Origin of the sequence: Cupriavidus consociatus, assembly GCF_017814975.1 — a bacterium.
Classification (GTDB): domain Bacteria; phylum Pseudomonadota; class Gammaproteobacteria; order Burkholderiales; family Burkholderiaceae; genus Cupriavidus; species Cupriavidus consociatus.
On record NZ_JAGIQA010000015.1, the window covers coordinates 47718 to 67182 of the forward strand.

The 19465-nt window shown below is 61.6% G+C and carries 14 protein-coding genes and 2 pseudogenes; 12 read left to right on the plus strand and 4 right to left on the minus strand.

Annotation, left to right across the window (positions count from 1 at the left end):
- The first annotated feature begins 271 nt into the window (after positions 1-271).
- Positions 272-1648: an MFS transporter gene (locus J8I82_RS20690; protein ID WP_209760661.1), complete on the plus strand. Its 1377-nt coding sequence runs from the start codon at positions 272-274 to the stop codon at positions 1646-1648.
- A gap of 37 nt (positions 1649-1685) precedes the next feature.
- Here the strand turns inward: J8I82_RS20690 and J8I82_RS20695 are convergent, their stop codons facing one another.
- Positions 1686-2231, minus strand: coding sequence for a MarR family winged helix-turn-helix transcriptional regulator (locus tag J8I82_RS20695; protein WP_209760663.1), 546 nt, complete (start codon positions 2229-2231; stop codon positions 1686-1688).
- A gap of 399 nt (positions 2232-2630) precedes the next feature.
- Here J8I82_RS20695 and J8I82_RS20700 point away from each other — a divergent pair.
- Positions 2631-2813, plus strand: a pseudogene (locus J8I82_RS20700) (IS110 family transposase); the annotation flags it as partial.
- Positions 2814-2847: 34 nt separating this feature from the next.
- Here the strand turns inward: J8I82_RS20700 and J8I82_RS20705 are convergent.
- Both J8I82_RS20705 and J8I82_RS39640 read right to left on the minus strand, forming a co-directional pair.
- Positions 2848-3570 carry a LysR substrate-binding domain-containing protein gene (locus J8I82_RS20705; RefSeq protein ID WP_431831569.1) on the minus strand — a complete coding sequence of 241 codons (723 nt, stop codon included), beginning with the start codon at positions 3568-3570 and terminating at the stop codon, positions 2848-2850.
- Positions 3571-3609: 39 nt separating this feature from the next.
- Positions 3610-3783, minus strand: a pseudogene (locus J8I82_RS39640) (LysR family transcriptional regulator); the annotation flags it as partial.
- A 137-nt stretch (positions 3784-3920) separates the two neighbouring features.
- Here J8I82_RS39640 and J8I82_RS20710 point away from each other — a divergent pair.
- The 10 genes from J8I82_RS20710 (at position 3921) to J8I82_RS20755 (ending at position 18515) form a co-directional block, all read left to right on the plus strand.
- A complete protein-coding gene (locus J8I82_RS20710; protein ID WP_209760668.1) occupies positions 3921-4964 on the plus strand; it encodes a transporter substrate-binding domain-containing protein in 1044 nt (347 codons plus the stop codon).
- A 29-nt stretch (positions 4965-4993) separates the two neighbouring features.
- On the plus strand, positions 4994-6178 hold the full coding sequence (locus J8I82_RS20715; protein WP_209760671.1) for an ABC transporter permease subunit: 1185 nt from the start codon (positions 4994-4996) through the stop codon (positions 6176-6178).
- 34 nt (positions 6179-6212) lie between these two features.
- The gene (locus tag J8I82_RS39375) at positions 6213-7331 is read left to right on the plus strand and encodes an amino acid ABC transporter permease (protein WP_209760673.1); all 1119 of its coding nucleotides are present in this window, start codon (positions 6213-6215) and stop codon (positions 7329-7331) included.
- A gap of 1 nt (position 7332) precedes the next feature.
- Positions 7333-8091, plus strand: a complete 759-nt coding sequence (locus J8I82_RS20725; protein ID WP_245179950.1) for an amino acid ABC transporter ATP-binding protein — start codon at positions 7333-7335, stop codon at positions 8089-8091.
- Positions 8092-8149: 58 nt separating this feature from the next.
- Complete coding sequence (gene glyA, locus J8I82_RS20730; protein ID WP_209760676.1) at positions 8150-9466, plus strand: serine hydroxymethyltransferase; 1317 nt, start codon at positions 8150-8152, stop codon at positions 9464-9466.
- Between the two features lie 12 nt (positions 9467-9478).
- Entirely contained in the window at positions 9479-10861 is a 1383-nt protein-coding gene (locus tag J8I82_RS20735; RefSeq protein WP_209760678.1) for an L-serine ammonia-lyase, read from the plus strand.
- Between the two features lie 540 nt (positions 10862-11401).
- Positions 11402-12571, plus strand: a complete 1170-nt coding sequence (locus tag J8I82_RS20740) for an efflux RND transporter periplasmic adaptor subunit (RefSeq protein WP_209760680.1) — start codon at positions 11402-11404, stop codon at positions 12569-12571.
- Between the two features lie 27 nt (positions 12572-12598).
- Positions 12599-15751 carry an efflux RND transporter permease subunit gene (locus J8I82_RS20745; protein WP_209760683.1) on the plus strand — a complete coding sequence of 1051 codons (3153 nt, stop codon included), beginning with the start codon at positions 12599-12601 and terminating at the stop codon, positions 15749-15751.
- Positions 15748-17208: an AdeC/AdeK/OprM family multidrug efflux complex outer membrane factor gene (locus J8I82_RS20750; RefSeq protein WP_209760685.1), complete on the plus strand. Its 1461-nt coding sequence runs from the start codon at positions 15748-15750 to the stop codon at positions 17206-17208. Before J8I82_RS20745 ends, J8I82_RS20750 begins: the two co-directional genes overlap by 4 nt.
- Positions 17209-17378: 170 nt before the next feature.
- The gene (locus J8I82_RS20755; protein ID WP_209760687.1) at positions 17379-18515 is read left to right on the plus strand and encodes a zinc-binding dehydrogenase; all 1137 of its coding nucleotides are present in this window, start codon (positions 17379-17381) and stop codon (positions 18513-18515) included.
- A 260-nt stretch (positions 18516-18775) separates the two neighbouring features.
- Here J8I82_RS20755 and J8I82_RS20760 read toward each other — a convergent pair whose 3' ends face one another.
- A complete protein-coding gene (locus J8I82_RS20760; RefSeq protein WP_245179952.1) occupies positions 18776-19252 on the minus strand; it encodes a DUF3455 domain-containing protein in 477 nt (158 codons plus the stop codon).
- Between the last annotated feature and the right edge of the window lie 213 nt (positions 19253-19465).

Here is a 19465-nt window from a genome sequence, read left to right on the forward strand (position 1 = left end):
CTCAGGGTTTATCCCCGCTACATCCAAGGCAGCCACGCACTATCCTTTACGGAAAGAAAGCTTTGAAAACTAGATAATAAAAATATCTACAAAGGAACTCGAGTCAGCCCGGCGACGCATGACAAGCGGGCCGCTTGTACAGGGCGCGTGATCTGTGCGGAAGCCGCTGACGCATCCGAAACTTTACTCACGCAGTAACACTGCACCTGCCTCAGGCAGTCCTTTGGCAGGCATTCTATTCAACGTGCGCAATGCATGGAGGAGACAAGACATGCGTCACATTGACGTTCACAAGCTGGCCGACGACGCCCGCTTCAACCGTTTTCACGCGCAGGTTCTGTTCTGGTGCGCGCTCATCATCATCTTCGACGGATATGACCTGGCAGTGGCGGGCATCGCCTTGCCATCGATCATGAAAGACCTGGGTGTCGATGCGACGAAAGCCGGCTTCATGGTGAGCTCCGCCTTGTTCGGGATGATGGTGGGCGCCATCTTCCTCGGCACCATTGCCGACAGAATCAGCCGTCCTCGAGCCATGGCGATCTGCATTGCCTTGTTCAGTGTCTTCACGGCCGCGGCCGGATGCACGAGGGATCCGGTCCTCTTCAGTATCGCCAGGTTCCTGGCGGGCCTGGGAATCGGTGGCGTCATGCCAAACGTGGTGGCCCAGATGACCGAGTACTCACCGAAACGTATCCGGAGCACAATGGTCACATTGATGTTCAGCGGCTATGCAGTGGGAGGGGTCCTGGCTGCGATTCTTGGCAAGAGCTTCATTGCATCGTACGGCTGGCAGTCGGTCTTCATCGCGGCGGGGCTTCCGGTGCTTCTGATTCCGCTGGTTCTCAAATCGCTGCCCGAATCCATGCCGTTCCTGATCAAGCAGGGGCGCTTCGATGAATTGCGTGAGACGGTTGCGAAGATCGAGCCAAGCTATCGTCCGCAGGCGGGTGATCATTTCGCGCTGCCGTCGCAGGACAAGGCCGATGGGACGCCGATCCGTCACCTGTTCCAGGATGGGCGTGGCTTCAGCACGGCCATGTTCTGGACGGCGTTTTTCATGTGCATGTTCATGGTGTATGCGCTCAGTTCCTGGCTCGCCAAACTGATGGCCAGTGCGGGGTATAGCCTGGGCTCTGCGTTGACTTTCGTGCTCGTTCTCAACTTCGGGGCAATTTTCGGAGCCATTGGTGGCGGCTGGCTGGCCGATAGATTCAACATCAAGTACGTACTGATGGTCTTCTTTGCGCTTGCAGGCGTGTCGATATCGCTGCTCGGGTACAAGCATCCTATTGAAGTCGTCTACTTTCTCGTTGCTGTGGCCGGGGCTACCACTATCGGCACACAGATTCTGGCGTATGCCTATGTCGGCCAGTACTATCCGATGGCAGTACGCTCGACCGGCATTGGCTGGGCTTCCGGAGTCGGACGCAGTGGCGCAATTCTGGCGCCTATTGCGATTGGTGCGCTGGTCGCAATGCAACTCCCGTTGCAGTTGAACTTCCTTGCCATCGCAATTCCGGCAATCGTCGCAACGATCAGTATCGGGCTCGTCGACCAGCGCGGTATCAAGGCTGCGGGCGTGAAGGGGGCCGCGCACGTGCAGTCAGACCATAGTCTTGAGCCTGCAGCGCCTGTCAATCGCTAGGGAAGAGATATCGCGCGAAGGGTTCTGAGAAAGCCCGTCAGCCTTTCTGCTTGCGGGCTTTCAAGTGCTCCAGATCGAGCGCAGCGCGGTCACCATTCGCAACGAGCCGGTCGACAACCGAGCACAACATCTTGAACTCCGATTTTGTGATGCTGTCGAATAACACGTCATTGATCTGCTGCTGAACGGGGAGCAGTTCACCAAGCAGCTTCGTTCCCCGGGCAGTGATCGTAAGCCGCATCTTGCGCTTGTCGTCGGGATGCGGCTTTTTCTCGATCAGGCCCAACTCCTTGAGCTTGTTCGTCTCGATGGTAATGAATGGCCCGCTCAGATGAAGATGGTCACCCAGTTGGTTGACCGAAACTTCGCCCTTCTGGGAAAGGTGAGAAATCGAGCGGAGCAGGGAATACTGGACGCCAGTCAGGCCGATCAGGCTGCCGAAGCCATCGCGAACCGAGAGCAGGCGCGCGGCGAATGGCAGCAAGCCGTTTACGAGATGCCGAAATTCGCTGTCAGAACCCTCTACGAGGCACGCCGGATTCGTAATAGTCAGCATCTTGGCTGTAGCAGAAGTAGTGGCCATGAGTGGAATTCTCACTTAGCTTTCATTGCAAGCTTTTGCGCAAATTCTATCAAACTCACGGCATCAGGGAGTCCACGCTACAAATCGTGCTGGCGCGAGTGATCCAAGAGGCAGCTTTGTCGACGACGCGTAGCCTTGGTTACTGTCGGTGTGTCTCGGGTTCGGCAGCCAATCCGCAGCGGCGCCAAAAGCAATATTTTTGCTGAGGCGCGAGGGATTCAGGGTGCCGAAGTCAATAGTTGTGCATCGGGCGCGCCCGGACCCGAAAGGATGAAGCGCGCTTGCGGTTGGTGACTTGCGATTGGATCGGCATAAGATGCCATCTGGTATCGGCAACGAGGTCGGCTCATCCTTGGTGCCCTGAGTTCGTTCAATAGTTGGACCCGCAGCCCTGCGCACATCCTCGAGGGCAACTTCGAATTGGTGCTGGCCAACGCCCAGCACATCCGCAACGTGCCTGGGCGCAAGACCGACGTCAACGACGCGATGTGGATTGCCGATCTGCTCGCCCATGGCTTGATCCGGTCGAGCTTTGGGCCGCCAGTGGCCATCCAGGAGTTGCGCGATCTCACGCGCCCCCGTAATCTGCCGCAGCGCAGCAATCGCGGGCGCTTTACTAGCTCGTGGCTGAACTGCTCGTCGTGCTGCCATGGGGGCTAAGTAGGGCCGCCGAGCGCAGCAACTCTTCCACGAAGACTTTCACGGCTGGATGATCCTTTTCCCCACTTCGATAGGCTACTGAGATTTTCCGGCGCGCCTCCGGGCGAAGCTTGATCGCTCGTATCCCTTCGAGCTTTCGCGTCAGCCGAAGACCTGGTGCGACGGAGACGGAGCAGCCAGAGGCCACCATCGCCGCGACCATCTCGAAGCCCTTGCAGGCAGCGTTGAGCCGAGGCTCGAATCCCGTGCGCCGGCAGAGGTTGGTGATGAAATCGCCATATGCACTCGACGTGGAATCGAGAGCCCAGAATTCTCTTTTGAGGTCGGAGACCGACAACGAATGCTTTCTGGCGAGCTCATGACGGCCAGGCACCAAAGCATAGAGCACGTCTTCCGTCAGGGGGATACGTCCAATACCCGACTGCTTGCCATCCAGGATGGTCGAAAGGTCATCGATGATGGCAACGTCCACGCGCCAGGAGCGCAGGGCAGCCAGGCCATCGGTTGGCTCCATTTCATCGAGGATGATCTGCAAGCGGGGAAAAACCCTCCGCAGTGCTGTGACCGTCTGAGGCAACACCACCGAGGCGATTGACGGAAAGGCCGCCACCCGGAGTTCGCCCGCAATCTCGCGGCGTAGCTGGGCCATCTCTGACTTGGCCTCGTCCAGCACCACCATGACGCGCTCCGCATACCCGACAAGCGCCTCACCCGCTGGAGTTAGCCGAACACCGCGGCCTCTTCGTTCGGTGAGTGCCACACCCGCTTCGACTTCCAACTGCGCGATTTGCTGCGATACAGCGGACGGAGTGAGGTACAACGCCTCCGCAGCCGCGGCCATTGTCCCGCACCGTGACAGCTCTCTCAGTACCTTCAGACGCGAAAGGTCCATACGTAAACCCCTAGGGAGATACCCTGAGAAATTGAACAGTTAAGCTAACGTATCCAGTTAGAAAACATCAGTAGACCTAACTATACCAATCTCCTTAAATTGGCCCTGCTTCTCCCCCACTTGAACAGGAGCCGGACATGAAACTCGCAGTACAAGGCATTCGCGGCCTGCTTGCTGCCGCGCTCGTCGCTGTTGTCACCACGCCGGCGCATGCTGGCACGTCGCTTCTGGACACGGTGAAGCAGCGAGGCGTACTGAACTGCGGTACCGACAACTCCACGCCGGGTTTCGGATACCTCAACACGAAGACGGGCCAGCTCGAAGGCATTGACGTCGACCTATGCCGTGCGGTGGCTGCAGCAGTTCTCGGCGACGCAAAGAAGGTCAAGTTCATTGTCGTCACCGACAAGAGCCGGTTCAATGCAGTGCAGACCAACCAGGTCGACGTCGTGTTCGCTCACACGACCGTGAAGCCGGGCCGCGAGTCTGCCATCACCGTCGACTTCCTGCCAATCTACTTCTACGACGGTAATGGCGTGATGGTGAAGGGCGACAAGATTAAGAGCGTCAAGGAACTCAACGGCGCCACCATCTGTACGACGCAAGGTTCCGCGACCGAGCAAACGCTTGCCGGCTATATCAAGGCAGAGGGCTGGAACCCGTCGACGAAGGTCCTGACGTACGAAAACCTGGAAAAGCTGTTCGCAGCGATGGAATCCGGTCGTTGCAATGGTATGGCCACGGACCGCTCAGCCCTTGCGTCATGGAAGGCTAACGCTCCCAAGCCCCAGGACTACACGATTCTTCCCGAGTCTCTGGACAAGTCACCCTTTGCGGGCTTCATCGTCGCAAACGATTCGCGCTGGAGGAATGCATTGCGCTGGATCATGTTCGCCACCTTCCAGGCCGAGGAAAGCAAGATTGACTCGAAGACGATTGGTCAGGCGCAGAAGTCCAAGGACCCGTTTGTGCAGAAGTTCCTCGGTGTGAACGGAAGCTTCGGCCCTGACTTTGGCCTGCCGGCTGATTTCGTGTCGAAGGTTGTCGGCCAGGTTGGCAATTTCGGCGAGATCTACAACCGGAACCTGGGGCCCACGACGCCGTACGCGATCGGCCGTCGTGGAACGCCGAACGCCCTCTGGTCGGAAGGCGGCGCCATCTATTCGCCGCCCTGGATCTAAGCAGCAGGCGTGGACTGGAGGAGACAAAGATGGACAAGCCCTTGACGCTCCCGCTAACCGAAGCTCACTTGATTCCTAACAAGGTCAGGGTTCGCCGCAAGCTCCTGCATGGGTTGAAGCAAGCGACCATCGTACTTGCCGTAATCGCGCTGGTGATTTGGTTTGGCCTTAGCGTACGAGCAGGACTGGCGCGCAACGGCATCGCGTTTGACATGGGGTTCCTTAACCAGGTTGCCGGCTTCGATATCAGCGAAGGCCTGGTTTTTAGCAGTGAAGGGCTGCGGTCCTTCCAGTCCAGCGACAGCAATGCCAGTGCGCTTCTGGCTGGCTTCTTCAATACGTTGAAAGTCGCAACGCTGGCGATTCTACTGAGCACCGTACTGGGCGTCTTCCTCGGTATGGGACGTTTGGCTCACAACTGGCTCGTTCGCCAGTTGTCCTTCGGCATCGTTGAACTCCTCCGGAACACGCCGATGCTCATCCAACTCGTGTTTTGGTACTTCGCGGTCGTGCTGAGGATGCCGGGACTTGACGACGCTGTGCGCTGGTATGGCGGCGTCATCTTTAGTCGGCAAGGCCTGTTCTTGCCAGGGCTGACGCTGACGCAAAGCGCATCCCCCGCGGCAGTGTGGTTGCTGGTTGCATGTGTTGGATTGCTGGCAGCAGCATTCGCTAGCAAGCGATATCGGGATCTTCTCTGCGGTGGAAGTTTGCTATCACTGGTCGTGTCCATTGCTATGGGATTCCCCCTGACGACGACTACGCCGGAGGTTAAAGGCTTCATCGTCGAGGGCGGCATCTCGACTTCACCAGAGTTCGTGGCGCTGCTTCTTGGCCTGACTGTCTATACGGCGGCCTTCATTGCGGAGATTGTCCGTGGAGCGATTCTCGCTCTAGCACGCGGTCAGTGGGAGGCGGCGGCAGCGCTCGGTATGAGCCGTGGACGTACTTATCGCGATGTAGTGGTGCCTCAAGTGTTCCGCGTAGTGCTGCCTGCATTTGGAAATCAGTACATCAGCTTGGCCAAGACAACTTCGCTGGGCATCGCGATTGGCTACCCAGACCTGTTCAATGTCTATGGGACCGTCGCCAACCAGTCAGGTCGCAGTCTGGAGGGGGTGATTGTCGTGATGGCGGCGTATCTGGTCATCAGTTGGAGCATCAGTGGTGCAGTGAATCTGCTTAACCGTCGGCTTGTTGCGATGGGGGTGTGAAATGACAAATCATGGGGCTATTCGGTGGTGTCGCGTGAATCTCTTCGCGACGCCCCTGGACATTGCGCTTTCGTGTGTGTTCCTGCCGGTAACGCTATTTTCGGTCTGGCAACTGGGCACATGGGCCTTGCTGCAAGCAAAATGGAGCATCATCGCCGACAACCTGCGCGTTCTCATGGTGGGCACCTTCCCCGTGGAATCCATGGGGCGCGCCTGGTATGTCGCAGGGGTGCTTTCAGTTGCGACCGGCGCCACCGTGGGCTTGGTAGCCAAGCCGCGCGGCCTGGGTGCTTGCGCTTTGGTCCTGGCAGTGGTGGCAGTCATTGCGGCCGTCGCCGGGCACATCCGCATGGCAGGCTTCTCGGGTTGCCTAACGCTCGGATTGCTGCCTTGGGCCGCGGTGTCAAAATTCCTCGTCGTGCATCGCCTGGTGCAGAAGGCCATTGGCGCCATCTGGGTGTTGGGACTGGTCTCCGTGGGTGTGGCGCTTGCACCTGCCGGCATGGAGCATTGGGGTGGCCTGCTCATGAGCGTACTGGTTACGCTTCTTGCGTCGGTGCTTAGCATCCCTCTGGGCGTGCTACTGGCCTTCGGACGCAGAAGTCATTACGCCAGCGCACGGGTAATTTGCACTGGCTACATCGAGCTCATGCGCTCGCTTCCACTGATCCTGATTGTCTACTGGATTTGGGTCGTTACTCCGCTGCTCGCACCGGGCAACCCCGTTCCTGACCTGATTCGTGGACTGGTGGCGTTCACGCTGTTCTTCGCGGCCTACGTTGCGGAATACGTGAGAAGCGGCCTGCAAGGCGTGCCGCGGGGCCAAACGGAAGCCGCTGCATCGCTCGGGCTTAGCGCAACGCAGACAAGCCGTGACGTTATTCTGCCGCAGGCGCTCCGCGTCGTAACGCCAGCCCTTGTGGGCAACGTGCTCGACGTGTTCAACACCGTACCACTGCTCTTCATCATCGGACTGACCGACTTTCTGCGGGCGGGACAGATGGTGCTGATCGACCCACAGTCCAATGGTCGCAGCTACGAGATCTACTTGTTCATGTTCTCGATTTACCTGGCCGTCTCGTCTCTCATTACGTACGGCGCACGACGACTCGAATCGAATATGGCCGCGGGCCACCGCCAGACAGGAGCTTGAAATGAACCCAATCGTCCAGATGCGGAACGTCGACAAATTCTTCGGCAGCGCACACATCCTGCGTGAGCTGAACCTCGATGTCGACAAAGGTGAGGTGCTGGTAATCATCGGTGCCAGTGGCTCGGGCAAGTCAACGCTCATTCGATGTGTGAACGGTCTGGAAGTGTTTCAGCAGGGCCAGATCATCGTCCAGGGGTGCGAGTTGCCGTGCGAGGCTGACCGGGAGCTTGGCGAAGAGAAGCGACTTGCAGGCGTGCGCAAGCGTGTAGGCATGGTCTTCCAGCAATTCAATCTGTTCCCGCACAAGACAGTCTTGGAGAACATCTGCCTTGCGCCGATGCGAGTTCGTCAGAAGACCCAGGCTGAGGCAGAAGTCATTGCCAGACGCCTTCTGGATCGTGTTGGGCTGGCTGCTCATGCTTTGAAGTACCCCGGCCAGCTATCCGGTGGGCAGCAACAACGGGTTGCCATTGCAAGGGCCCTGGCGATGGAACCTGAGGTCATGTTGTTCGACGAGCCCACGTCCGCTCTCGACCCGGAAATGGTCGGAGAAGTGCTCGACGTGATGCGAGAACTCGCTGCCGAGGGCATGACCATGATGATTGTCACGCACGAGATGGGCTTTGCTCGTGAAGTCGCGAACCGCGTGGTTTTCATTGACCGCGGCAAGGTCCTTGAGGAGGGTTCACCATCGCAAATCTTTGATTCACCTCGCGAGGAGCGGACCCGCTCATTCCTTGGCCGAGTCTTGAAGCACTGAACCGAATCGAGTATCTCAATCCGACACACATCGCCAACTTTGCTGAGAGGAACAGAACATGCTGGACACACGCCCCTGGGTGCCGGACGGTCCCGAAGAATACATGCAGGCTCTGGCAAGGCGCTTCGCCGGCCAGACTCCGGACCAAAACGAACGCGACCTGCTCGCCTTTGTCGAGGAGAATCGCGTCATTCACGAACGGGATTGCTTCAATCTGAACCCCGCCACCAATGCCATCAATCCGAAGGCCGAAGCAATGCTGGCATCTGGCGTTGGGTCGAGGCCGTCGCTCGGCTACCCCGGTGACAAGTACGAGATGGGTCTGGAAGGTGTCGAAAAAATCGAGATCCTGGCGGCCGAACTCGTAGCAGAAGTCTTTGGTGCCCAGTACGCCGAGCTTCGCGTCGCGTCGGGTGCGCTGGCGAACCTGTATGCCTACATGATTGCGGCCAAGCCGGGCGATACGGTCTTTGTTCCCAGCGCGACCATCGGCGGACATTTCAGCCACCATGCGAACGGCGCCGCGGGCATGTATGGCGTCAACTCGTACCTCATGCCATTTGATGCGGAGAAGTACACCGTCGACGTCGACCGCCTGCGGGACGACGCTCGCAGGCTCAAGCCCAAGATGATTACCTTGGGCAACAGCCTCAACCTCTTCCCCCATCCCATCAGGGAGGTGCGGGAAATCGCAGACGAAGTCGGCGCGCTGGTCCTGTTTGACGCTGCGCACCTTTGTGGGCTGATTGCCGGCCGTGCCTGGCAGCAGCCGCTGGAAGAAGGTGCGCATCTCATGACCCTGAGCACGTATAAGAGCCTTGCCGGCCCGGCCGGCGGACTTATCGTGACCAACGACATGGAGGTTGCCAAGCGACTGGACACGGTAGCCTACCCGGGCATGACTGCGAACTTCGATTCGGCCCGGTCGGCATCCATCGCGATGACGATGCTGGATTGGCAGGTCTACGGCCGCGAGTACGCCGCCGAGATGGTGCGTACCAGCAAAGCCTTTGCCGAAGCGCTGGTCATGGAGGGTCTCCCGGTGTTTGCGCGCGACCGCGGTATCACGACATCGCACCAGTTTGCAATTGAGGCGCACGACTTCGGCGGAGGCCAGGCAATGGCAAAGCTTATGCGCCGCGCGAACATCCTCGCATGCGGTATTGGCTTGCCGCTTCCGGAGATCGCAGGAGACGTGAATGGTCTGCGCATGGGGACGCCTGAGCTTGTACGTTGGGGAATGCGTGGCGAGCATATGCCACCACTCGCGAGGTTCATCGCCGACGTGCTGTTGGGTCGCCAGGCGCCGGAAGAAGTCGCACCGGCCGTCACCGACTACCGTCGTCAGTTCAACAAGCTGCATTTCCTGCGCTAAGCGGAGAACGTCGTGGCGGTAAGCGTCTTTGACCTGTTCAAAGTGGGCATTGGTCCCTCCAGCTCTCACACGGTTGGACCAATGCGCGCCGCGCTCATGTTCGTGCGCGCGCTGGAGGGAAATGAGCGCCTGGATCGTGTGACCAACGTGCGTGCGGAGCTATACGGTTCTCTTGGGGCGACCGGCAAGGGGCACGGAAGCGATACGGCCGTGCTTCTGGGCCTCTCCGGCTACGAGCCCGACTCCGTTGACGTGGAAGGCATCCCCGGAGTTCTTGCGGCAATACGCGAGAAAGGGGCGATAGTCTTGAATGGCGTGTGCTGTGTGGAGTTCGAGGAGCGTCGTGACCTACTTTTGTATCGCAGAGCATTACCGCTACATGCGAATGGCATGAGGTTCATCGCATCGGATGCCAGCGGTGAGGAACTTCGCAGTTCCACCTTCTATTCAGTCGGTGGCGGCTTTGTTGTCGGCGAATCCGTCCTGCAAGACGGTAATCGTCAGGCTGCGATGGTTGCGGAGAGCAGCGAGCTGCCGTTTCCATTCCGTACCGGAGAGGAGCTGCTGTCGCTCACGCAACGCTATGGCATCACCATTGCTGAAGTCATGCGTCGAAACGAGCGACATTGGCGTTCTGACGCAGAAACCCGGGAGGGATTGCTGAACATCTGGAACATCATGAAGGCTTGTGTTGACCGGGGGTGTCGAACGGAGGGGACGCTTCCGGGTGGCTTTCAGGTGCGTCGACGCGCAGCGGTGCTTTCCCGAAAGCTCAACGCGCGTCCGGTTGCCGGCGACCCGTTGGACGTCATGGACTGGGTGAACCTGTATGCGCTGGCGGTAAATGAAGAAAACGCAGCCGGTGGCCGTGTGGTGACTGCACCCACAAACGGCGCAGCGGGAATTGTCCCTGCCGTTCTGCACTACTTCGTTCGCTTTGTCCCGTCAGCGAATGAAGATGGGATTGTCGATTTCCTGCTAACTGCTGCGGCAATTGGGATTCTCTACAAGGAGAACGCCTCGATATCCGGAGCCGAAGTGGGCTGCCAAGGCGAGGTTGGCGTCGCGTGTTCGATGGCTGCGGCCGGCCTATGCGCGGTGCTGGGTGGCACGCCGGAGCAAGTCGAAAACGCCGCAGAGATCGGCATGGAGCACCACCTCGGGCTCACCTGCGACCCGGTGGGGGGCCTGGTACAGATTCCATGCATCGAGCGAAACGCGGTGGCTTCGGTCAAGGCCATCAATGCGGCTCGCATGGCGCTCAATGGAGATGGCGTGCATCACGTCAGCCTCGATAAGGTCATCAAGACCATGCGCGAGACCGGTGCCGACATGAAGACCAAGTACAAGGAGACCGCGCGCGGCGGTCTTGCAGTCAACATCATTGAATGCTGAGGGCGTGACCCTCAGCAAGTCAGGAGAACGAGATGAAAGTTAAAGCCGCAGTTGCATGGGGTGCCGGTAAGCCGCTTTCCTCCTGAAGCACGAGCGCGAGGATGCCGACACCGCCAAGGCTTGCCTTGTGCCGGAACAGAATCAGGAATCCGTTGCCCAATAGTGCACCTCCGAGGCGGGGCGGGGGGCGGGGGCGAAGGCGAAGGCGACTTCGAGACCTGTCCATCCAGATCAGTCGGGCGCACGTTGCACTACAACCGGCAAAGTGTAGCGACGCTGGGCGAGGCCTCGCATGATCCCGGTCAAGTGCCAGCCCCCAAAGCTACGAGTTCGTCCAGCACTGACTGGATCTTCCAGTCGATCGATAATCGGCCTAACCAATTTCTCTAGTCGCGCTAGACTTTGTCGGCTGCGCCTGCAACTGGCACTGCCGCTGTACCAATTGCGGACATGGTGTTTGCGTCACCTGGATCTCTTCGCCGGCTGACCGGTTCGCCAGCGACATTCTGACTCGGCTTCATTCCTACGCGGGACATCGCAATGCAACGATCACGCGGCTGCAGCGCTCGGGTTCCGGTCACACTGGCCATCGCCATGTCAATGCTTGCCGGATGCGGCAACAAGAAGGAGGCCGCAGGCCCGCCGCCACCGCAAGTGAGCGTGGTCACGCTCAAGGCCGAGCAACTGACGCTGGATACCCAGCTGCCGGGGCGCACCACGGCGTTCCGCATTGCCGAAGTCAGGCCGCAAGTGGATGGCATCATCTTGCGCCGCCTGTTCAAGGAAGGCAGCGACGTCACGCAGGGCCAGCAGCTCTACCAGATCGATGCGTCTACCTACGAGGCCACCTACAAGAGCGCGAGGGCGACGCTGGAATCCACCCGCTTGCTGGCAGAGCGCTACGGGCGCCTGGTTGGTGACGAGGCGGTCAGCAAGCAGCAGTATGACGAGGCCAGGGCGGCCTGGCTGCAGGCGCAGGCGGCGGTGGACCGCGCCGAAATCAACCTGCGCTATACCAGGGTGCTGGCGCCGATCTCCGGCCGCATCGGACGCTCGAATGTGACCGAAGGTGCGCTGGTGACCAACGGCCAGGCTACCGCACTGTCAGTGGTGCAGCAGCTCGACCCCATCTACGTCGACGTGACCCAGGCTTCTTCGTCGCTGCTGCGGCTGCGGCGTGAACTGGCCAATGGTGCGCTGCAGAGTGCCGGCACCAACGCGGCCCAGGTTAGCCTGGTGCTCGAAGATGGTACCCGCTATCCCGAAACCGGCCGCCTGGAGTTCTCTGAAGTGGCGGTGGACCAGGGCACCGGCTCGGTGACGCTGCGCGCGGTGTTTCCCAATCCGCGCCATGAGCTGCTGCCGGGCATGTTTGTCCATGCCCGCCTGCGTGAAGGCGTCAAGACCGATGCGCTGCTCGTGCCGCAGCAGGGGGTGACGCGCGATCTCAAGGGCCAGGCGACGGCGCTGGTGGTCAATGCCAAGGACGAGGTGGAACTGCGCCAGATCCGCACCGATCGCGCCGTTGGCGACAAGTGGCTGGTCACTGAAGGCCTCAGTGCCGGCGACCGCGTCATCGTGGAGGGCCTGCAGTTCGTGCGGCCCGGGGCAAAAGTGCGCGTAGCCCAGGCCGGGAGCGGGGCGGGTGCGCCGGTGGCTGCTGCATCCGGCCCATCCGCACAATCCGCCCCATCCACGGCCAAGCCCTGAGCGCACCGCCCGGGCGAGGGAGTAGCCATGTCCAACTTCTTTATCGATCGGCCCATCTTTGCGTGGGTGATCGCCCTGGTCATCATGCTGGCCGGCGTGCTGTCGATTCGTGCGCTGCCCATCAGCCAGTATCCGGCCATCGCGCCGCCCACCATCGCCATCTCGGTCAACTACCCCGGCGCCTCCGCCGAGACGGTGCAGGACACCGTGGTGCAGGTGATCGAGCAACAGCTCAACGGCCTGGACCGTCTGCGCTATATCTCCTCCGAAAGCAACGCCGACGGCAGCATGACGATCACGGTGACCTTCGAGCAGGGCACCAATCCGGATATTGCCCAGGTGCAGGTGCAGAACAAGCTGGCGCTGGCGCAGCCTCTGCTGCCGCAGGAAGTGCAGCAGCAAGGCATCCGCGTGACCAAGTCGGTGCGCAACTTCCTGGTCATCGTGGGCCTGATTTCCACGGATCCCAAGGTGACGCGCGAAGACCTGTCGAACTACATTGTCTCGAGTCTCCAGGACCCGCTGTCGCGTACCTACGGCGTGGGCGACTTCCAGGTGTTCGGCGCGCAGTATGCGATGCGGGTATGGATCGACCCGGCCCGGCTCAACAGCTACCAGCTCACCCCGCTCGACGTGAGCAACGCCATCCGGGCGCAGAACGTCCAGGTGGCCTCCGGCCAGCTGGGCGGCCTGCCGGCGGTGCGCGGCCAGCAGCTCAACGCCAGCGTGATCGGCAAGACCCGGCTGCAGACCAGCGAGCAGTTCGGCAACATCCTGCTCAAGGTCAACCCCGATGGCTCCCAGGTACGCCTGAAGGACGTGGCCGAGGTGGGCCTGGGCGGGCAGGACTACAACATCAACGCGCAGTACAACGGCCAGGCGGCCTCCGGCATTGCCGTCCGGCTGGCCGCGGGGGCTAACGCGCTGGAAACCGTGCGCGCCATCCGCAGGACCCTGGATGGGCTGGAGCCGTTCTTCCCGCCCGGGATGAAGGTGGTCTTTCCGTATGACACCTCGCCGGTGATCGCGGGCTCCATCCACGAAGTGGTGAAGACGCTGATGGAAGCCATCGTGCTGGTGTTCCTGGTGATGTACCTGTTCCTGCAGAACGTGCGTGCCACGCTGATTCCCACCATCGCCGTGCCGGTGGTGCTGCTGGGCACCTTTGGCGTGCTGGCGGCGTTCGGCTACACCATCAACACGCTGACCATGTTCGGCATGGTGCTGGCCATCGGGCTGCTGGTGGATGACGCCATCGTCGTGGTCGAGAACGTCGAACGCGTGATGGCCGAGGAAGGCCTGCCGCCCAGGGAGGCGGCGCGGCGCTCGATGGGCCAGATCCAGGGCGCGCTGGTGGGCATTGCCATGGTGCTCTCGGCGGTGTTCCTGCCGATGGCGTTCTTCGGCGGCTCGACCGGCGTGATCTACCGGCAGTTCTCCATCACCATTGTCTCGTCCATGGTGCTGTCGGTGCTGGTCGCGCTGATCCTGACGCCGGCCCTGTGCGCCACCATGCTCCAGCCCATCGAAAAGGGCGATCATGGCGAGAACAAGGGCGGCTTCTTTGGCTGGTTCAACCGCAAGTTCAGCGCGACTACCCAGGGTTACGAACGCAGCGTGTCGGGCATCCTGAAGCGCCGCCTGCCGTTCCTGCTGATCTACGTGGCCATCCTGGTGGTGATGGGCTTCCTGTTCACGCGCATCCCCACTTCATTCCTGCCCGAAGAAGACCAGGGCGTGCTGTACGCCCAGGTGCAGACGCCTGCCGGCGCCACCGCCGAGCGCACGCAGAAGGTGCTCGACCAGATGCGCGAATACCTGCTGAAGGAAGAGGGCGGCGTGGTGGCATCGCTGTTCACCGTCAACGGCTTCAACTTTGCCGGCCGCGGCCAGAACTCGGGCCTGGCATTCATTCTGCTCAAGCCATGGGCGCAGCGCAGCGGGGACAGTACCAGCGTGTTCGACCTGGCCGCGCGCGCACAGCGCAAGTTCATGAGTTTTCGCGATTCGATGTCGTTCGCGTTCGCCCCGCCCGCGGTGCAGGAACTGGGCAATGCCACCGGTTTTGACCTCTACCTGCAGGACCAGGCCGGCATTGGCCACGTGGCGCTGATGAACGCGCGTGACAAGTTCCTGGCGCTGGCCTCGCAAAACCCGGTGCTGCAGCGCGTGCGTCCCAACGGCCTGAATGACCAGCCGCAGTACCAGCTGGTGATCGACGATGAGAAAGCGCGCGCGCTCGGCATCTCGCTGGCTGACATCAACAGCACGGTGTCGATCGCCTGGGGCTCCAGCTACGTCAACGACTTTATCGACCGCGGCCGGGTCAAGCGCGTCTACGTGCAGGGCCGCCCGGATTCCCGCATGAAACCGGACGATATCGACAAATGGTTTGTGCGCAATGGCAAGGGCGAAATGGTGCAGTTCTCAGCCTTCGCCGACGGCAAGTGGAGCTATGGCTCGCCCAAGCTGCAGCGCTACAACGGCGTGGCCGCGGTGGAAGTGCTCGGCGAGCCCGCGCCCGGGCGCAGCTCCGGCGAGGCCATGAACGCAATCGAGGAGATCATGAAGCAGATGCCGCCAGGCGTGGGTTATGCCTGGACCGGCCTGTCCTACGAGGAACGGCTGTCGGGCTCGCAGGCGCCGGCGCTCTATGCGCTCTCGCTGCTGGTGGTGTTCCTGTGCCTGGCCGCGCTGTACGAAAGCTGGTCGATCCCGTTCTCGGTGATGCTGGTGGTGCCGCTCGGCGTGATCGGCGCACTGCTTGCCACACTGGGGCGCGGCTTGTCGAATGACGTTTTCTTCCAGGTTGGCCTGCTGACCACCATCGGCCTGTCAGCCAAGAACGCCATCCTGATCGTGGAATTCGCCAAGAGCGAGTACGAACAGGGCAAGGGCCTGGTCGAGGCCGCCGTGGAGGCGTGCCGCTTGCGCCTGCGCCCCATCGTGATGACTTCGCTGGCCTTCATGCTCGGCGTGTTCCCGCTGGCCGTGTCGACCGGGGCCGGTGCCGGCAGCCAGCACGCCATCGGCACCGGCGTGATCGGCGGCATGATCACTGCCACGGTACTGGCGATCTTCTGGGTGCCGCTGTTCTTTGTCGCTGTCACCTCCATGTTCGGACGCAAGCGCAGGCCGCGGGCGCATGGCGCCTCCGTGGAAAAAGGCGCGCTCGAATGAAGAAGACCTTGTTTTGCGCCGCCGCCATGGCCATGCTGGCGGGCTGCAGCCTGATTCCCAGGTACGAGCGCCCGGCCTCGCCGGTGGCGGCAGCGTACCCGCAGGGCGCGGCCTACCTGCCCGCCGATGCCGCCGCCGAGGCCGGCCAGGTGCCTGCGGTCGAGTTGGGCTGGCGCGAATTCTTCGCCGATGCGCGCCTGCGCCGTCTCATCGAACTGGCGCTGGAGAACAACCGCGATCTACGCGTGGCTGTCCTTAACGTGGAGGCGTTCGGGGCACAATACCGCATCCAGCGCGCCGACCTGTTTCCCGCCATCGGCGCGGCCGCACAGGGCACGCGCCAGCGCATTCCCGCCGACCTGTCCGCCACCGGACGGCGCCTGATCAGCAGCCAGTATGGCGTGTCGCTGGGCACCACGGCGTGGGAGATCGACCTGTTCGGCCGCGTGCGCAGCCTCAGTGAAGCCGCGCTCGAACAGTATTTCGCCAGCGACGAGGTACGCCGCAGTGCCCAGATCTCGCTGGTGGCGGGCGTTGCCAGCGCCTACCTGACCCAGCGCGCCGATGAAACCCTGCTGCGGCTCACCCGGGAAACCCTGGCCAACTATGAGCGCAGCTATGGCCTGACCCGGCGCAGTTACGAGGAAGGGATCGCTTCCCGGCTGGACCTGCGCCAGGCGCAGACCGCCGTGGAAACCGCCCGCGCGAGCCTTGCCCGTTTCACCCGGCTGGTCGCCCAGGATGAGAATGCCCTGGTGCTGCTGCTCGGCACGTCCCTGCCAGCGGATCTGCCGGAAGGCCTGCCGCTGGAGCAGAAGCTGTTCGCCGATGTGCCGGCCGGGCTGCCCTCAGACCTGCTGCAGAACCGTCCGGACGTGCTCGCGGCCGAGCACCGGCTGCGCTCCGCCAACGCCGATATCGGCGCCGCGCGGGCGGCGTTCTTCCCCAGCATCAGCCTGACCGCGTCGGCGGGCACCGCCAGCAGCCAGCTTTCCGGCCTGTTCGGGGCCGGCTCCGGCACGTGGTTGTTCCAGCCGCGCATCAATCTGCCGCTGTTTACCGCCGGCAGCCTGCGGGCCAGTCTGGACTACGCCACCATCCAGAAGGACGTCAATGTCGCCCAGTACGAGCGAACGGTGCAGACCGCCTTCCGCGAGGTGGCCGATGGGCTGGCGGCGCGGGGCACCTACACCAGCCAGCTCCAGGCCCAGGTCCGTTTCGTGGAAGCTGCCCAGGACGCCTATGGCCTGGCCGACCGGCGCTATCGCACGGGTGTCGACAGCTACCTTGCCGTGCTGGACGCGCAGCGCTCGCTTTACAACGCGCAACAATTGCTGATCGAAGCCCGGCTCGAGCAACTCTCCAGTGAAGTCAACCTGTACAAGGCCCTGGGCGGCGGCTGGCACGACCAGACTGGCAAGCGCAACGATACGAAAGTTGGCCGGGGGGATTCGTAAAGATGAGGAGCTTGCATGTTGGCCTGCCGGCCGACGCATGACTGGATTTTCCGGCCCAGTACGGGATTCGCAGGAACTTGCTACATTGCTGACTGCTGACGAAAACAGCCCCACGCTGCTGTCCCGCTCATCGCAAATCATCGCAAACCGACAGACCAAGGAGACATCGAATGCGCACCACACTTCAACTTCGTTCGCAAATCAAGAGCAGCGGTGAACTCGAGCTGTCGCTAGCCAGCATCGACACGCCGAAGCCTGGCCCGGATGAAGTGCTCATCCGCATTGAAGCCTCTCCCCTCAACCCCTCCGATCTCGGCCTGCTGTTCGGTGCGGCCGACATGAGCACGGCCAAGGCCAGCGGCACGGCCGAGCGCCCCATCGTCACCGCACGCGTTCCGGAAGGCGCGATGCGCAGCATGGCGGGCCGCCTGGATGCGTCCATGCCGGTTGGCAATGAGGGCGCGGGCGTGGTCGTCGATTCAGGCTCGTCCCCTGCGGCGCAAGCCTTGATGGGCAAGACCGTGGCTGCCATCGGTGGCGCGATGTACTCGCAGTACCGCTGCATTCCCGCGGATCAGTGCCTGGTCCTGCCCGAAGGCGCCACGCCCGCTGACGGCGCGTCATCATTCGTCAACCCGCTCACCGCACTGGGCATGGTCGAGACCATGCGGCTTGAAGGACATAGTGCCCTGGTGCACACCGCCGCGGCCTCCAACCTGGGGCAGATGCTCAATCAGATCTGTCTCAAGGATGGCATCAAGCTGGTGAACATCGTGCGCAAGCAAGAGCAGGCGGACCTGCTCAAGGCACAAGGCGCGGTCCACGTCTGCAACGCCGCGTCGCCGACGTTCATGCAGGATCTCACCGAGGCACTCGTCGCCACTGGCGCAACAATCGCGTTCGACGCCACGGGCGGCGGCAAGCTCGGCGGCCAGATCCTCACCTGCATGGAAGCGGCCTTGAACAAGACGGCCCGCGAATACAGCCGCTATGGCTCGACCACCCACAAGCAGGTCTACCTCTACGGCGGCCTGGACACAAGCCCGACCGAGTTCAACCGCAACTTCGGCATGGCGTGGGGCATGGGCGGCTGGCTGCTGTTCCCGTTCCTGCAGAAGATCGGGCGCGAGCGGGCCAACGCGCTGAAGCAACGCGTAGTGGCGGAGCTGAAGACCACCTTTGCCAGCCACTACTCGAAAGAGATTTCGCTGGCCGAGGTGCTGGACCTCGACGTGATCGCCGTCTACAACAAGCGCGCGACGGGGGAGAAGTACCTGATCAACCCGAACAAGCGCCTGGCCGGATAAGCCACCCCGGGGCGCCTTGCGCGCCCACCGTGTCAAGAATCAGCCGCTGCGCCACCGCCGGCGGCGCGGCGCTGCCGACTGGCCGGCCGGCAACGGGGGAGCGCTTTCCAGTTCCGCGGCGGTGTGGAAGCTCACCCACACGCTGACCTGGCAGTCATCGCGCACCAGCACGCGCTGGGCCAGAAGAGCTCAAAGATGTGCCCCCCGTCGTCGCTGGTTTCAAAGTCCTCGCATGGGTAGCTCTGCTTCTGATCGCATAGCTATTCCAGGAAGACGTAGTCCGCCCGATAAGGCATGCGATTCTCCTGTCCTTCCTGTGTGCAAGCCTGAGGGAGGGCCTGTCCGCCTTGGGTATTCAGCCGTTGCACGTAACGCGTCCTCGAAAGCAGGCCAGCTCCGCCGGTGCTCGTTGCCTGCAACAGCAAGAGTGGAATGCTGTCGGGTTCCTGCGCATTGGGCGTCTGCCGCAATACCTTGCCGGTCACCTTGCTGCCATCAGGCGCTTCCCAGGTCGGCCCAGAATAATGTTTGACGGCGAGTTGTCCGGTGTCATCCTTCAGGGTGGCTTCCGGGGCCGAAAAGATCCATAACAACCGGCCGTCGTTCGCACGCTTGCACTGATAAATCTGTACACCGGATGCGTGCAGCACCGCGATCGTTCCACGCGCGTCGGTGGGCTGGAGTTCGGGCGGAGCCGATATCCTCGGTGTGGTACACGAAACGAGCAGGCCTGCCATGCAGAGTACAGCGAAACTCGCGTTGAAAAAATGCCGAGAACATTGCGACATTTTGCCCCCTTACCTTAACCCATGCAGGAGGATAGTACTTCCCGTGCCACGTTGCCAGTTGCGTCCGCGCGGGTCCGATCGCCTCGTCGCATCGGGATGCGGGCGGAAGGCTTGGCGGCTTCAGTAGCCCGTCAACAAGGGTCGTTCGGGGCCCGCAATCGG